The organism is Streptomyces sp. NPDC002870 (genome assembly GCF_042888505.1).
In the GTDB taxonomy this organism is placed as follows: Bacteria; Actinomycetota; Actinomycetes; order Streptomycetales; family Streptomycetaceae; genus Streptomyces.
Map to the genome: position 1 here is coordinate 60,490 of NZ_JBIAPW010000027.1, position 15,876 is coordinate 76,365.

At 66.0% G+C, this 15,876-nt stretch carries 12 protein-coding genes and 1 pseudogene; 7 read left to right on the forward strand and 6 right to left on the reverse strand.

Translation table 11 applies throughout. The features are described from left to right. Window positions 1-43 precede the first annotated feature (43 nt). Window positions 44-427: a GntR family transcriptional regulator gene (locus ACFYWY_RS27575; RefSeq protein ID WP_389190720.1), complete on the forward strand. Its 384-nt coding sequence runs from the start codon at window positions 44-46 to the stop codon at window positions 425-427. 451 nt (window positions 428-878) lie between these two features. Here the strand turns inward: ACFYWY_RS27575 and ACFYWY_RS27580 are convergent, their stop codons facing one another. Further along, entirely contained in the window at window positions 879-1,442 is a 564-nt protein-coding gene (locus tag ACFYWY_RS27580; RefSeq protein ID WP_389190721.1) for a flavoprotein, read from the reverse strand. Next, a complete protein-coding gene (locus ACFYWY_RS27585) occupies window positions 1,439-2,671 on the reverse strand; it encodes a helix-turn-helix domain-containing protein (RefSeq protein WP_389190722.1) in 1,233 nt (410 codons plus the stop codon). Before ACFYWY_RS27585 ends, ACFYWY_RS27580 begins: the two co-directional genes overlap by 4 nt. Window positions 2,672-3,696: 1,025 nt before the next feature. Here ACFYWY_RS27585 and mobF point away from each other — a divergent pair. After that, window positions 3,697-6,993 (forward strand): MobF family relaxase, encoded by a 3,297-nt coding sequence (gene mobF, locus ACFYWY_RS27590; protein ID WP_389190723.1) that lies wholly within the window; start codon window positions 3,697-3,699, stop codon window positions 6,991-6,993. 210 nt (window positions 6,994-7,203) lie between these two features. Here the strand turns inward: mobF and ACFYWY_RS27595 are convergent. Continuing rightward, window positions 7,204-7,388 (reverse strand): annotated as a pseudogene (locus ACFYWY_RS27595) (repressor LexA); the annotation flags it as partial. A gap of 382 nt (window positions 7,389-7,770) precedes the next feature. On the opposite strand from ACFYWY_RS27595, the gene ACFYWY_RS27600 reads away from it, so the two are divergent. Together ACFYWY_RS27600 and ACFYWY_RS27605 are read left to right on the forward strand one after the other, a co-directional pair. After that, window positions 7,771-7,893 (forward strand): hypothetical protein, encoded by a 123-nt coding sequence (locus tag ACFYWY_RS27600; RefSeq protein ID WP_389190724.1) that lies wholly within the window; start codon window positions 7,771-7,773, stop codon window positions 7,891-7,893. A gap of 319 nt (window positions 7,894-8,212) precedes the next feature. Continuing rightward, entirely contained in the window at window positions 8,213-8,590 is a 378-nt protein-coding gene (locus tag ACFYWY_RS27605) for a hypothetical protein (protein WP_389190725.1), read from the forward strand. A 287-nt stretch (window positions 8,591-8,877) separates the two neighbouring features. On the opposite strand, the gene ACFYWY_RS27610 is transcribed toward ACFYWY_RS27605, so the two are convergent. Then, window positions 8,878-9,048, reverse strand: a complete 171-nt coding sequence (locus ACFYWY_RS27610) for a hypothetical protein (protein ID WP_389190726.1) — start codon at window positions 9,046-9,048, stop codon at window positions 8,878-8,880. Between the two features lie 148 nt (window positions 9,049-9,196). Between ACFYWY_RS27610 and ACFYWY_RS27615 the strand changes: the two genes are divergently transcribed. The 3 genes from ACFYWY_RS27615 to ACFYWY_RS27625 all read left to right on the forward strand — a co-directional run bounded on the left by ACFYWY_RS27615 (window position 9,197) and on the right by ACFYWY_RS27625 (window position 13,491). Continuing rightward, window positions 9,197-9,385, forward strand: coding sequence for a hypothetical protein (locus ACFYWY_RS27615; RefSeq protein ID WP_389190727.1), 189 nt, complete (start codon window positions 9,197-9,199; stop codon window positions 9,383-9,385). A 2,171-nt stretch (window positions 9,386-11,556) separates the two neighbouring features. Further along, window positions 11,557-11,703 (forward strand): hypothetical protein, encoded by a 147-nt coding sequence (locus tag ACFYWY_RS27620; RefSeq protein ID WP_389190728.1) that lies wholly within the window; start codon window positions 11,557-11,559, stop codon window positions 11,701-11,703. Between the two features lie 993 nt (window positions 11,704-12,696). After that, complete coding sequence (locus ACFYWY_RS27625) at window positions 12,697-13,491, forward strand: IS5 family transposase (protein ID WP_389190729.1); 795 nt, start codon at window positions 12,697-12,699, stop codon at window positions 13,489-13,491. Here ACFYWY_RS27625 and ACFYWY_RS27630 read toward each other — a convergent pair. Next, entirely contained in the window at window positions 13,439-13,948 is a 510-nt protein-coding gene (locus ACFYWY_RS27630; protein WP_389190770.1) for a hypothetical protein, read from the reverse strand. The two genes, ACFYWY_RS27625 and ACFYWY_RS27630, sit on opposite strands and share 53 nt — an antisense overlap. A 204-nt stretch (window positions 13,949-14,152) precedes the next feature. Then, a complete protein-coding gene (locus tag ACFYWY_RS27635) occupies window positions 14,153-15,808 on the reverse strand; it encodes a tyrosine-type recombinase/integrase (protein WP_389190730.1) in 1,656 nt (551 codons plus the stop codon). Window positions 15,809-15,876: the final 68 nt, after the last annotated feature.

The window sequence follows — 15,876 nt, forward strand, 5'->3', positions numbered from 1 at the left end:
TGTGGTGCACTAGGAGCGCATAGGGCACGCACGAGAGGTGGGTATGGCGGTCAAGAGGTCGGGCCAACCGGCATACGCGCAGCTGGCGGAGGATCTGCGGAAGCAGATGCGAGAAGGTTCACTCGCCGTCGGATCCGAGATCCCGTCGACGAGTCAGCTGATGAGCCAGTACGAGGTGTCCAACACGGTGGTCAAGCGGGCCCTCGACCTTCTGAAGGCCGAGGGCCTGCTCATCGGCCAGCAGGGCAAGGGCGTCTTCGTACGCGAACTGCCGGCGGCTCCCGAACCGTCCGCCGCAGACGTGGCGGCGGTCATGCGGCGCCTCGACGAACTCGGTGCGACGGTCGAGCAACTCGTCGATCGCATCGCGGCCCTGGAGAAGGGTCGTTCGACTTCGGCGCAACCTCGGCCCGCCCAGGAGTCGTGACGCGTACGGCTTCCGGCTCCTCCGCTCGCTCAAGGGCGGTCATTCGTGCGTCCAACTTCGCGACCCTGCCCTCCATGTCGTCGAGACGAGCAAGCACCGCTGTCCACTCCTGTTCAGACATCGCGTTCACCCCTGTTGATCTGGCGTGTCAGTCCTCGATCCCCTGATCGTGGAGGCAGGCGCAATGCCGGAACCCTCTGGGCCTCCCAACTGCTCACAGGGCGGGAAACGATCTCTTCCGGCGGTCCACAGAGCGGGACGCGACCGGCTGACGTCCTGGCGGTTCGCCCATGTCCTTCGGGCTGCGTGAGCACCGCGTTCATCCCCTGATCGGACATCCCGTTGCCTCCGGTTGTCGGTGATGTCCTCAGGTTGGCCCCAGTCAAGACGAAGGACCCGGACAGACTGTCCGGGTCCAATTTCCTGCTGGCAAAGCACTGTTGACTGAGCGTCAGGAGATGGCTTGCTCGGCCTCGCTCAGTGCGGCGTCCCATGGGTACTGCCGACCCGGCATCCCGGCGCGCGGCTCGGCGAGCGGCCACACCTCCGAGCCGTAGACCAGCCGCACACCTGCGTCGCGCAGAGCCTTGATGTGCCCCTCCCACGCAGGGTGCCGGGCGTGTGCCGCGTTCACGCGGGGCCAGACGACAACCGGGAGGTCGAGCGTCCCGATCGCCTCGTTGACCTGGGTCAGTGCCTGATTGTCCGAGATCCCCAGGGCAAGCTTCGCGACTGTGTTGGCGCTCGCGGGCGCGACGACGTAGCAATCAACGGGCGGATGCGGACGGGAGTCGCCCGGCAGTCGTGGTTCGGCACGGACGGGCAGGCCCGTCAACTCCTCAATCCTGGCGGCCTCGCCACTTGTGCGGAGCCACTCACCCGCGGTCGGCGTGAGCGTGACCGCGACAGTCCAGCCGCGTTCGAGCGCGGGGATCACAAGCGCCGTACGCAGCTCCTCGACTCCGCCGGCGCTCGATCCGACGACGCCCAGCACCTTGCCCTGTATCGAACTCACTGCACCGCCCTGCATCGCTTGGCCATGGCCAGCAGCTCGGAGGAGCGGCTGCCGCCTGTGACCGGGGACTGTTTCCTCAGCTCGCGAAGGGTCTCGCGTACCCGGGGATTGTTCCGTACGAGCTGAGGCGACGTCCGCTCGGCCTTGCGCAGTTCGTCGAGGGAGTCGTCGACGCGACCGCTGAGGCACAGGCCGCGGGCGTAGTCGATGCGATGGGACACCGCGCGTTCCGCCGGCATGTGGTCGACGTCGATGTCGCCGTTCTCGACGACGTAGGGGATGTTGTCCAGATCGAGTTCGATCGGCAGGCGGTGGAGTTCGACGTTCGTGGGACCGAAGCACGTCTGCCAGTAGTTCTCATCAGAGCCGAGCCGGTCGCCCAGCCCCTGCGCCTTCCCCAGCAGGGAGGTGGCGGTGCTCCGATCCTGGTGGCGGGCAGCGGCGACCGCTGCCCGGAGGTGAATCATGCCCAGCAGGCTCAGCGCGGAGGGATCGTCGTCGCTGACCTGCCGTGTGAGCCAGGCCGCCGCGGTGTCGCCCAGTTCGAGGGCGTCCTCGTAGCGGCCGTTGGCCAACAGCGCGTGCGTACCGGATCGGGCGGCAGAGACGAGCGACAACGGATCCTCGGACTCGTCGGCGGCACGCATGGCGCGTTCGGCGGCGAGCCAGGACAGGTCGGACTCGCCGACCTTGGCCAGCGTCGTTGCCGCCAGGTGGTGTGTGCGGGCCGAGACCGCGAGCCCGCGGCGCCGTAGATCGCCGTGTGGGAGGTCTTCGAGCTCCTGGGCGGTACGTAGCAGCCCAGGCAGAGCGGCGATGACATCGCCCAGGACGCCGGCCTGGTAGTCGTCCCAGCTGCGCTCGACGAAGACCTTGGCCTGGTCCGGCCGCGGCAACTGCCGCTCTGCCGTGGGTCCGAACAGCAGCTTGGACAGCCGACGGGGGCTCATCAGGGCGTCACGCACGGCTGGCACGTCGTCCATGTGCTTCTCGTCGTCCTCCATGAGGACGGGCTGCCCCATCAAGTCGCCCAGGGGGACTCGCAGTACGTGGGCGAGCTCGGCGAGCTTGTCGATCCTCGGTGGCTTCCGCACGCCGCGCTCGATCTTCGACAGCCAGTCGGTGCTGTGGCCGACGAGCCCGGCGAGCACGGGCTGTGTGTACCCCCGGCGCTCGCGGTAGAACGCGATCCGCTCGCCGACACTGAGGTGATCCCCAAGACCACGCATGCGCGGTGCCTCCCCAACGGTAGGTCGTGTTCAACGGTAGCGGCGACTCGAATACCGAGGTGAGAGACCTGCCTGGATCCGCACCGCCAGGGCTCAGCTTCCGTGGCGACGGGCGTGCCGGGCCGGACACTTTGTCCGCCTCCGCGCGCCGGGGCCAGCAGAGATGAACGCTTCCCGCGTCCGTCGCGCAGAGTGACCGGCTCTGGTGGTCGGGGTCGCGAACCGGCGCAGACTCCCGCGAGGCGACAGGGATTACAGGGCAAATCGCTGACCAGGCGTTTTGTTCCCGTCCGGGGCCACAGGGCAAAGACAGGGATTACAGGGTTGAACGTTCAACCCTGTAATCCCTGTCTTTGCCCTGCGCTTATCCCTGTCGGCGTTTGTGCAGGTCAGCGATTTACCCTGTAATCCCTGTCGGGTTGGGGCGTCGGCGGCGAGAGCGGCACCTCAGTGGTTACGGAACGTGCTCGCTCGTGGGTCGAGTCGCGAGGCGCTCTTCGTGCCTCGCACGGCGGTCGCGGCCTCCTTGGCTCTGCTGACGACACGTCGCGCGCAAGCGTCCCGGACAGGCCCAGGACCCACCTGACGGGACGCGGCGAAATTGGTTTCCCGCTCCACGGGACGTACGGCGGTCCAAGCCGTTCTGGCCTTGTGGCCAGGCCCAACATCAGGGCATCAAGGGCGACCGGAGGTAATCATGATGCCCAGTGAGCAGTGGACTGAAGTCCTGTCCCGCATGGATGAGTTGGACCGCAGGGTTGAGGGCCTGGCGGCGAGGGTTGCCGCTCTCGAACAAGCCGAGCCGCAACGCCGGGCGCGTCGGTGCTCACTTCGGAGCGCGGGCCCCGAGTCGATATGCGATGCCGCATGATGCCCGGCGTGCTGCCCCGGCTGGTTGGGATTACCCGGGAGGGTAATCCCCTTCGTCCTCTCCCTCTCTTCGATCACGAGCGATCCACACGCCGTAGGAACCCAACAGCCCAGAGGACAAACACAGAGACGGCCCTCCCGGCAGGGGGCTCACTGTGGCTTGGCTGACCAGGATCGTCGCGGACGAGCAAGTCGAGTACAGGCTGCGGCAGCAGGCCGGCTGCGCCGTGGTCGAGTCATCCACCGACAAGACGCTCGTCGTCGACGAAGGGGACGAGGCAGTTGACTATCGCCTGCGCCCGGAGGGTGGCACCTCCCTGGTGTGGGTGGGGTCCGGCCTCCATCTGGTCGGCCTGGTCGAGGGCGAGGTCCTGGACGAGGAAGGCAAGGACGCGGCGCGACGGCTGATGAACGCCTGTCACCCGGCAACTGGGGCACGGCTGCTCAGCTCGCGCAATTCAGCCCGAGCCCATCCGAAGTCCCAGCTGACCACCGCCCGTACGGTCGCCGCACTCATAAAGGCGGGCGAGGAGAAGGGTGTTGAGCCCGCCGTCCTCTTGGCGGGCAAGCCCAACCAGCAACGGGTCCTGGAGCGCATGCAGCGGATGGTGCACCGCCAGGGCGATGTGCACCGGATGCAGGTGGAGACGCTGCACAAGCTGGCCCGCGCGGCCGGCCTCTCCCTCACCGACATCTACGGCGGAGAGGAGCTCGCCGAGGCATGGGCGCACAAGGACAGCCGCGTCGACGCACGCGTCCGCGGCTGGGACATGGTCCTCGATCTGCCGAAGTCGGACAGTCTGCTGCATGGCCTCATCGGCCTACTGCACGCGGAAGAGCTGCGGTCCCTGGCTCTCCAGGCCACGCGCGACACCGTCGTGCAGCTGGAGCGGTGGTGTGGTTATGCGGTCGGCAGCGAGGACGGCGAGCTGATCCGGATTGCGACTGGTGGGTTGATGGCCTGGATCGTCGTGCACGAGAGCGCGCGGCCCGTTCGGGCCGGAGAGCCCGGTGACCCCCACCTTCATCTGCACCTGGTGATCGCCAACCTCGCCTTTTGCGAGGACAGCAAGTGGCGGTCCATCGCCAACTCCGGCAACGACCTGCACCGCCACGCCTCCGCTGCCGACGCCTACTTCAAGGCGCGGTTTCGGGCGCTTACCTACGAGCGGTTCGGGGTTCGGCGGGAGCAAAACGAGCGCACCGGCGCCTGGGAGATCCAGGGCATTCCCGCCGAGCTGCGCGATTCGTTCTCCCGCCGGGCCGCGCTCGTGGATGAGAAGGCCGGCGCTGACGCGAGTCGCCAGGAGAAGGCTGCGGTGTCCATGGCCACGAAGCGGGACAAGCTCGACGTCGACGCGGGCACGATGCGGGCCTCCTGGCGCCGGCGTGCTGAGGCGATGGCCGTCGACGTGGACGCGATGGTGGCCGAAGCTGCGCCTGGGCCGCCCGGCCCTGATGGCGGAGCGGGTATCCATGGCCGCGGGGGCGGACCGCGCATCCCGCCGCCGGACGAGCTGGCCGCCGTGGTGTTCGCCCCGACGACGGGACTGACCGCGCACGAGAAGACGTTCAGCCTCGCGCAGCTCCTGGCGGCCGTCGCCAACGCACTTGAGGACGGCATTGACGCCGATCCGGACCGCTTGGAGCAACTCGCCGACCAGGTCCTCGCGGTCAAGGGCTACGCGGTGCGGGTGCCGTCCTTCGGGTCCACCGTCATGTCGTCCATCGACCGCTACACGACCCAGGACATCCTCGACGCCGAGGGAGTTGTCCGTCGTCAGGTCCTCGACCGCTTCGACGACGGCACGGCGAAGCTCACCGACGAACGGGCCTCGTACGCGATCGACCGGTTCCAGAAGGCAGTTGGCTGGTCGCTGTCCGAGGAACAGAAGGCCGCCATGACCCGGATCCTCACCGCCGGCCACGGCGTCGATGCCGTCGAAGGCCCCGCAGGGGTGGGCAAGTCGACGCTGATGGAGGCGTGCCGGATCGGCTGGGACAACAGCGGCACCACCTATGCGGGCGCCTGCCTGAGCGCGGTCGCCGCACAGAACCTGTATGAAGCGTCGGGCATCCCGGCGAAGACGGTCGCGGCCTGGCTCACCGAGCTCGAGCGCGGCAACGGGCTGCACGGAGTCGACGTCCTGGTCATCGACGAGTCGGCGATGGTGGACGACCGGGCAGCGGCCGCATTGCTGACCGAGGCCGCGCGTACCGGCACGAAGGTCGTCGCGATCGGCGACCACCTGCAGCTGCAGGCGATCGGTCCAGGCGGCTGGTTCCGCGAGGCCCACCGCCTGGTCCACGGACTCACGCTCACCGAGAACCGCCGCCAGGAGGACGCCGCCGAACGCGCCGCGCTGGACATCTGGCGCACGGGTGACCACGAACTCGCACTGCGAATGCTCGCTGCAGGTGACCGGGTCCACCCCACCGAGACCGCCGACGAGGCACGCGCACAGATCCTCACCGTCTGGGACGAACTACGGCAGCGACAGTGGCCGGACGCGTACGACCTCATCGACAACCTGACGGTGCTGGCCGCACGCAACAGCGATGTCGACGCCCTCAATCTCGGCGCACAGCAGATCCGCCGGTCCGCCGGCGAACTCGGCACCGAGCACACGTACGCGCTGCCTGGCGGTGGCGCCCTCACCCTCGCGGTCGGCGACGTTGTCCGGGTTCGCCAGAACGACTATCGCTCGCGACGCGGCGAGGGCCCGGACATGCTCAACGGGTACCGTGCCGTCATCACGGCGATCGACGCGGACCACAACGTGCAGATCAGCTGGCGAGCGCGCGACAAGTCCTCGAACCAAGCAGACCACGAGTCGGCCTGGGTGAAGTCGGAGAAGGTCGTCGGTGGCGCGCTCTCCCTCGGCTACGCCATGACGATCGCCGCGAGCCAGGGCCTGACCTGCGACACGTCACTGATGTACGGACTCGGGGCGAATGCTTTCGCGACCTACCCCGGCATCACCCGAGCAAGGAAGCAGAACCATCTGTGGCTGCCGCTGGCCGCCATCGAGAACGAGCAGATCCAGGCCCAACTAGGCGAGGCACGCAGCGAGAAGGAGCTCCTGCAGCGTGCCATCCGCGCCTTCGCACGGTTCCTTGGGCAGTCGCGGCCGGACGGCATGGTGTCAGACCTCCTGCACGAGCCACCAGCCCCAGCGGTGCTGCAGGAGTTGCACCAGGAGGGCGATCGCGCCCGCGCCGACGTCGAACGCAACATTCAAAGAGCGCGTGCAGCAGCCTCGACCTCAGCTCCGACGGCGCTCGAACTTAGCCCGCACTACGAGCAGTTGCTGGCCCGCATGGAGGAGGCGCGGAAGTCAGCGGAGAAGCGCCATGTACCGGTGACAGGAAGTGAGCAGGCGTCCGCCAGCGAGAACCGGGCCGCTGCCCTGCAGCTCCAGGCACAGCGGCCACAGCATCAAGGGCGATGACCCGACGGAGGGCTTGTCTCTCAGCCCGTATAGCTGAGCTGCAGCACCGACAGCGTCTTGGAGATCTGCCCGACCAGGAGCACAGCGATGGCGTGCTCGGTGACCAGCGTCCGCACCACGCCATCGTCCCCGCCGTAGGGCTCGGTCGCGCCGATCGGATCCTCACAGGATCGGGCCGCCGGCCGCGATCCGGCCGACCAGCGGGATCTACGACGCGGCGGGCTTGCCGCTGGTGTCCGTCGGCTGGGTGCTGGGCTGGTCGGAGCCGCGCACCTCGTAGGCCTTGGGCCGATGGGGGTCCCGGCGCAGGAAGCCCTTGCGCTCGAGAGCGCCATCAGCTGATGAGCGACCGAGGAGGTGCTGGACAGGCCCACGGCCTAGCCGATCTCGCGCACTGTATGCGGTGGTGGTCACGTCGGCCCCTCTCGAATGGTCTCCCTAGCTGGACAGTGGTAGTTGCTTTCGAAAGGTTGCGCCAAACGTACGGTCGAGTGATCGCGCGGGGGCAATTTCGGCGATTTCGGGGTGTCACCGCCCCACGCCGTCCGCGATTTGCGCTCGCCACGCGACACGCTCCGGGGGCGAAAAGGGCGGTCCAACCCCAGATCTAGTGGTTGGATTGTGTCTGCCGCCCACAAGTTGTGGTCCCCGCTGCTCCAAGTACGTGGCCAGCGCCTATGCTTGGGCTGCACTCCTTCGAGAGGTCCCTCTCGTTCTTCGCCGATCATCGGCGAAGGCCCCCATGCGGGGCTTCTTCCGGACCACTTGGAGGTTGGTGTGACGACGCCTGTTGAAGATCGTCAGCCAGACGAGAAGCGCCTGTCGATACGGCAGGTCCTCATGGACTGGCTGCCGGTGGCAGCGCTCATCGTCAAGTGGGTGGTGGAGAACGTCCTCTGAGAGGACGGATGGTGGTTCCGGACGTACGGCGTGAGCTCAGCAATGAGCCCGGCCGAGACGTAGACGGCCGGGCTCACTAGCTCTGCGCCACTACGCAAGGGGCCTGATCCTGGTTGCCCCCAGGGTCAGGTCTTTTGCCGTGGCCCCAGACCGAGACGGCCAGTGTCCACGTGTGACATCTAGATCGTACGACAGAGTCCAACGACGACGCACCGTCTGAGCACGGTGTCACGACATCGTGAGGAGACCGATCCTCACACGCAGGGCCGCCAACGGCTCTACGCTGTCTACAGGCAGCCATCAAAGGAGGGAGTCGCCCGTGCAGTGCCCAACGTGCGCGGCTCCCACCAGCATTGTCGATTTCAGGCTCAGCAGCGACGGAACCTCGATCAGGCGACGCCGCCAGTGCCACGTCTGCGACAAGCGTTTCACCACAGTGGAGATCTCCACTCTGGTGACGATCCAGCACCCTGGAGTCCGCGAACCATTCTCACGACAGACCGTGATCACGCGGGTCCGCACTGCCGCGCAACGGCAGGTGCAAGTAGTTGATGCATCAGCTGGCCACGCCAGGGCGAGCAAGCATCCGCCGGGGGCATCTCTCGCGTCTCGTCTTCCTGAGCGTCGAAGCACAGAAGCCAGCATGTACAGCGCAAAGTCGCCGTACTCGCTGGGACCTGCTTCGGGCCGGGGCTGATCCAGCGTCTCCCCTCTCCATCACTGACATCGCAAACAAGGAGCGCGGTGCGCGATCCGGCCCTATAGCGCACCCACGCCTTCATGGGGTCACTGATCCACGATCTGTCCGTCAGCGTCCTGAGCGGCGCCCTCGTAAGCCTGACTACTGCCGCACTACGGCGCCTGTGGCGACGACGCGGCGACGGTCAGGCCGCAGGGACATCAACGACCAACGCCGACAGCACGGAATAGAGACTTTCACAAAAGATCACCAGGCGCTGAGCGCGTTTGGTGCATGAGCCGCGGTCAGGCCGCGTCCCACTCGTGGGCGCGGCCGCCGCGCCACTCGACCCAAGTCGGATCGTCAATCACCCGTTCCGCATCGAGCACGCCAGTTGCTTCGAGGAACACGATGAGGTCGTGGTCCGAATGCGCGAGGCCGAGGATCTCGTCCCTGCCGTGGCGGCTCACCGTCACCCGCCGGCCCCAACTGGCCGAGGATGGACGACTATCGGCGCGCTCATCCCCCCAGTGTCCTGCACGTGCGCCGTCTCGAATGCCGAGACTGCACATCGTTTCGATCTGATCGAAGGGGAGCCCTTCCGCTACTCCACCCGGCCCCCAGATGCAGGCCTTCGTCGACCACTTCGGCGACATCGAAGGGAACCAGCGTCTACTGACAGCCCGACCGGGATCGAGGATGATGCAGGAAGCGATGGGCAGCGGCCAGGAATTCCTCGACGAATCCCTCCTAGATGAGATCGTCATCAGCCTCGAGGCCCGAGCCGCGATTCTGGTGGGCTCGTTCCGCTGACCGCTTCCTGAGCGACTGACAGTTACCCGCTTGACGCAGTCTGGGGCTCCAGGGTGCGCGCCCTCCGCAGAGGTGTGTCCAGTAACAGATCGGGAAGCATCTGCGTGTGTATAAAGGGGCGGGGCTGGCCAAGTACGGGCTGACCGTACGTGGCGTGATGACATGTTTGACCGGTGTTGGGCTGATCGCATGGGTGTTCCTCAGCGGTTCACTAGGGAAACCCGACAAGACTGGCGCGCTGAACGCCGGCTTAGCGACGGTTGGACTGGCGGTTGCAGTCGCCGGCCTACGAGTCGCGGCGGCCGGACTACACAATCAGGCCGTAGTACCTGAGCAGGCGACGCGGAGACTGGCCGCGCTCGTACATCAAGAGGAAGACAAGCAGTTCACAAAATTGATGGGTGGGGTTCAGGCGTCGTTTCAGCCCATCGATACAAAGTTCCAGCTACGCAGTGGCAATGGGGTCGTTGCATCGAGTACAGGAGGAAGTCTAGAGAACCTTGTCGAGTTCTACCGCACGTCTTCGCCTCGGCGGCTAGTGATCACGGGGCAGGGCCCCGGTACTTCACTTCCTCCTTCCGGAGCAACGGATGCGGGTAGCGGCAAGACATGTCTTGCCGTCGCATTGATCGTGGAGCTCACTAGGGAGCAATCGACTGCCGCTAGCGGGACTACCCCGTCACGCCAAGGACGTGCACCGGGTGAAGCGGTACCTGTACGGCTGTCCGCTGCCTCCTGGAAGGGAGACGAGATCGCAGTATGGCTGAGGACTCATCTTCGGCAGGTGTATCGGCTGCCTGTCCATGTAATCGACTATCTGGTACACGAGAAATTGATAATACCTGTTATTGATGGTGTAGACGAGATGGAGGACGCGACTCAGGTAAGCCACACTTCGCGGGCTGCCAAGCTGATGCGGGCCTTGGATCGTTACAGCGCAGGCCGGACGCCGGCTCCCGTCATTGTCACTTGCCGCCGCCCTGTGTATGAGGCCCTAGTTGCATCACGGGCTCATCCGCAGAAGGTTGCTTGGCTGGAGATCCAGCGCCTTTCCGCGGCCACGATATCTGCGTACCTGCTGCACAGAATTCCGGATCGGGACATAGTTCGTTGGCGACGCGTGCTGAACGAAGTCACGCACAATGGACCACTGGTGCGCGCCCTGGACACTCCCTGGCGCCTAACGATGGCCACCATCGTGTTCCAGGAAACGGACGCTACTGGCAATCCTAAAGAAGACCCGAACAGAATAATCGCAATGTGTAACGCTGGCACATTGCACAGGTTTCTCCTAAACCGCTTCATAACTGCCGCAGTAACTGCTCACACCGCGAGCGGACAGAACGCGCGAGGAGACGGCCAGACGACCGTCTCTCAATACAGCCCTGAGCAGGTGTGGCGTCATCTGGCTACCCTCGCTGTCTACCTCCAGCAAAACGCTACGCATCCAGTACCTCAGGTTGCAGGACGCCCTCTGTCGTCTACCGACCTCATCCCGCACGAGCTGTGGCCAATTGCTCTACCCCGCCGCCCTTCTCTCATCAGCTACGCCCTGGGATTCTGGCTAGCGTTCCTGTCCATAGGAGCGCTCGTCGGCTCCTACTACTTCCGCTCCCACGCCGACGCGCTAATCGTCTTCGCCGCGACACTTCTCCTTTTCGCCATATCCTGCGCTCGGGAGAGAGGTGAATACGAAAACTGGCCGGAAGGGAATCCACTGCATTTCCGCAAATGGTGGGCACCGCTAATATTGACGTTCCTTTTCACCTTCGCGTCATTCATGCACATGCTGGTACTGGCTGTAATCGTAAGGTCGGTAATTAACTGGGGAGGGTGGGGGCGCCCGGGCAACGAAAAGACAAACGGTTGGCCGGTGGTAGCTGGCGTAGGTCCAATCTGGTCGCTCCTGGCGGCATACGTAATTTCAATCACGATATTCAGCAAAAAACCCCCGACTTCACCCCGCTCTGTGTTGCGCAAGCGTCTCGCCATGGAAGTACTCCTCTGTCCGGTCAGCGCGCTCGTGGGTGCCCTGGGTTGGCTTCTTTCCATTCGCCTGGCGGATAGATGGGGAGCGGACGAGCAGGTCATAGGAATTACGTCCGGACTCCTGTCGGCTATCCTAGTTGGAGGTTTTGCGAAGAAACTGCAAAACTCGCTAGGCTATCGCTATGTTCGATTCACATGGCGGAAACGTGGACACCTGCCACTGCGGCTACTTCCTTTCCTGGAATGGTGCTATTCCGCAGGGATTCTTCGAATCTCTGGCATTGCGTACCAGTTCCGTCATCGAGAGCTACAAGAACACCTCGCTCTGAATCCCGCGCACCCTCGGAATGACTGATTCCAGCTCAAAATCGGCGAGTTCCACCCAATAGAGTGGTTATCGATAATGCCTGAGTAGACCGCGACACCCGTGCGGGGACGGCGGAAGGTTGCAGGAAGGCTGCGGACCCCGATGGGCCCGCCCCGCCAGGTCGGCGGGACGGGCCCACGGAGTGCGGGGCGGCCCTGGCAAAGGTCACTGGGTGCGCATGGTCCGTTCACGTGGGAGGGGACGCACAGATCGAGGTGCAGGACCTCGGGGGAGAGGCCGTCATCGAAGCGAATGCCCCGGGCTTCAGGACGCTTGCCGGGCATCTGCTCGTGCGTTCCCGAAGGAAGTCACCGGCACCTCGAAGACAGCAATGGTCTGGAGGGCGGGTCCGTCGGTTTGGTCCTGGAGCGCAGCGACGAGGAGTGAGAATGCCCAGTGCGCAGTAGGCGGGCCAAGCGGTTGTTGGCGGCCCTGGTGTCGTCAGCCGGACCAGGTTCCGGTGACGGCAGTTCCTGGCGGCAACACCCCCGCCGACTGGACGTGGCTGGAGGCACCTGGCAGCTCACCCGGGGGCCGTGGCCTCACCCAGACGATCTGGTAGCGGCTGTGATGCATCCCCGTGCGGGCATGCATGGCCTCACCGCAGCGCTTGTCGGCGCGGAGTGCGAACTGCACTTCGGAACTGCCCTGCTGCGGCTCAACCCACGGCCATCGTCCTGACCTGAGAAGCCGTATCTCAACCGATCTTGGGGTGTGCGGGTCGAACGGGGGCCCTGATCGGGTGGTTTGCGGGCTGTACGCGCATGAAGGCAGGGCCTCTCGGTAGCTCGGGGATGCGAATCGAACCGAGCAATGCCGGGAGGCCCTGTTGTCGTTGTTGTACGCGCCCGTGCCCGTTGCCTTCAACTCGACTGCCGTGTCGTGCGATTGTCTCGCGCACGTGTACGGGAATGCGGCCGATCATCCGGACCGGGTACGCCGGTATCCGTCGGACATGACGGACGCGGAGTGGACGGCCGTGCGGTCGTTGCTGCCGATGCCGGCCTGGCTTCAGGGCAGGGGCGGGCAGCCCGAGGGCTACTGCCACCGTCAGATGCTCGACGCGGTCCGCTACCTGGTCGCGGGCGGGATCTCCTGGCGGGCGATGCCCGCGGACTTCCCAGCCTGGGGCCGGGTTTATGCCTTCTTCCGCCGCTGGCGCGAGCACGGGTTGATCGCGGAGTTCCATGACCGGCTGCGCGGTCGGGTCCGTGAGCGCGAGGGCCATGAGGCGGAGCCGAGCGCGGGGATCATCGACGCGCAGTCGGTGCGGGCCGCGGCTTCGGTGCCTGCCGCCTCACGCGGCTATGACGGCGGGAAGAAGGTTGCGGGCCGCAAACGGCACATCGTGACCGACTGCCTGGGCCTGCTCCTGGTCGTGGCGGTCACCGCCGCGAAAATCGGCGACCGGGACGCCGCCGTGGGCCTGCTGGGGCGGCTGCGCCGCCTGCACCGCGACATCACCCTCGTCTGGGCCGACGGCGGCTACACCGGCGGCATCGTCGACTGGTGCCGTCAGAAACTCGCACTGACCCTGGAGATCGTCAAACGCACCGACGACATGGAGGGATTCGTGATGCTACCGAGGCGGTGGGTGGTAGAGCGCACGTTCGCGTGGCTGCTGAACTCCCGCCGTCTGGCCCGGGACTACGAGACACGACCGGAGAACAGCGAGGCGATGATCCAGTGGTCGATGGTCACACGGATGAGCCGGCGTCTGGCACGGCCAAGGGCCGCTGACCGGCACTGAATGCCCCCGACGCCTCCAGGAGGAGCCACCCACGCTCCACCAGACGTCTGGCCTTCGACCGCACCCCCTCGACCTTCGCCGACGTCGTCTCAAGGCCCAGCTTCACCGCGATCTCCTTGGCGCGCAGTGGTCCTTGCCCCGCTCCCCGCCGCTCTTCCAGCACGCCCAGAATCCGCTGATAGTCCGGCGCCAGAACCGTCACCGGCAGCCCGTCCCGCCAGGGCGGCACCGTCGAGCCTGGCACCGGCGCGAGCGAGGGTGCCGTTTCCTCCTCCGCCACGGTCGCGGCCGTGGTCTCGGCCGCACAGACGGCCAGGGCCTCGACCAGCTCCTCCCGCGCGATCACCCGCCGATCCAGCTCGATCTCGGCTGCCTCCAACATCTCGGCAACCCGGGCGGTTTCCTCCCGCAGACCCTCCACCCGCACCCGGGCAGCCGCCTCTCGCGCCTCCAGCATTCCCAGCACCGACGCCACCGCGCACCCCTCGACCACGAAGCGGAAACAAGACGTCGCATGCCTCCCTCACCCCGAGCGAAACCATGCCTGACCAGCAGGAACCAACGATCAAGTTCGGTTGAGATACGGCTTCTGACACCAGGTAGCCGGGCCACGGCACTTCGCCCGGCCCAGCTACCCCCAACCTGGGCACGAAAAGCTGGCCTACACAGCCCTGCCGGCTGTCTCCTGGAGTGGGCGGACAACGGCCCGGCGGCCCCGGCTGACCTCGATCAGCCCGTCCTTTTTCAGCTGGGTGAAGGCGCGGTGCGCGGTGCCAACCGAAACGCCGTGAGCCTGCGCGATGTCGCCGACGGTGGGGACGTCCTCGCCGGGGAGCATGGTGCCGTCTTTGATGGCGTCCCCGAGCTCCTGGGCGATCGTCTCCCAGGGGGCGAGTTCGCGAGGCGGAACTGCTTCCATCCTGATGGTGCGGCCGATAGGCCCCACGTCCGTGTCCGGGCGGGCAACGACTGATACCTCGCACTGACCGCACAGGGCCTCGGCTCCGTCCGCGGTGACCACGAGCATCGCCCACAACGACTCGTTGCCACATTCGCAGACCAGGCGCAGTCCATTGATGACGGTAATTACTGGTTGCTCGGCGAGCAGTCCGTCCGGCACCGGCAACTGCTTGGCGAAGGCGGTGACGGCCTGGCGGTCGGAGGTGGCCAGGAAGGCTGCGTAGTACTTCAGCGTGGTCGCGCCTCCGCCGCCGTGGCCGACGCGGCCGGCGACGGTTCGTACGTCGGCACCGGCGCCCAGGAGCTCGGTCACGTTGTACGCGCGCAGATCCTTCAGGCGGTGGGTATGAATCCTCAGCTTCTCGGCGAGGCGGCGGTATCGCTGGCTGACGGTCGACGGGACGAGCGGGGTGGAGCTGTCGGCTTCGCCGGAGAACACGAAGGAGTCGCGGGCGAGTTCGCCGCCGAGTGCCTTGCAGCGCTCTTCGGCGCGCTCGCGGTGGGCGGCCAGGACGGAGCGTGTGATGACGTCAATGGCCTGCTTGCGGCTCTGGTGTGTCTTGGTGTCCTTGATCCGGCGGCCGTTGTTGGAGTGCTTGACGGAGAGCTCCAGCCGGTCGAGGTTGATGTGCGACCAGCGCAGCGCGCACATCTCGCCGCGACGTGAGCCGGTGACCATCGTCATGAACAGGAACGTTCCCCAGTCCAGATCGCGTTGCCAGGCCGTGTTGAGAACGAGGACCGCCTCTTCGGGAGTCGGCGGGTCGGGGTTCGGCTTGGGCTGGGAGGGTGGCTCGGCGAGGGCCGCGACGTTTGATGTCACGTAGCCCCAGCGCAGGCCGCGGTCGAGCGCGGGGCGCAGGATGAAGTGAATCTTGCGGACGGAGTTTGCGGAGAGTGGCTGGCAGACGTGCTTCTCCTTGGTCTTCGGGTCGGGCTTGCCGTTGCGCCGGCCGTCGCACTGCTCGCGGCACTTCCGCAGCCGTGAGTAGAACAGCTCGAGCATTTCGGCGCTGAGCTTGCCAGCCTTCAGGTCGCCGAACGTCGGCTTGAGGTAGTTTCGGATGATGCCCTCGGCCCGCTCGTACGAGGTGTCTTCATCGAGCTCGGCGATGCCGAGCCACCGGTCGAGCAGGAACGACATGGTCACCTGCCTCTTGGGGTGACGCTTCTCGTCGACCTGGTGGAGAAGCCGAGTCCGCACCTTTTCCGCCTCGGGCTCTGTCTCTGCCTGCTCGTGGAGATAGAGGTCCTTCTTCGTGAGCGGGTCACGTCCCGCGTACACCCGGACCTGGAAGCCGGCCCCGTTGGGGCGGATGCTGCCGCGCTGACGTCGCTTGGATGTCTTGGTCGCCATGGTTCTGGAACCTATTCATGGTTAATGCCATGGCTACGACAAACAGCGCGCCTACCCTGGAGAGGTAA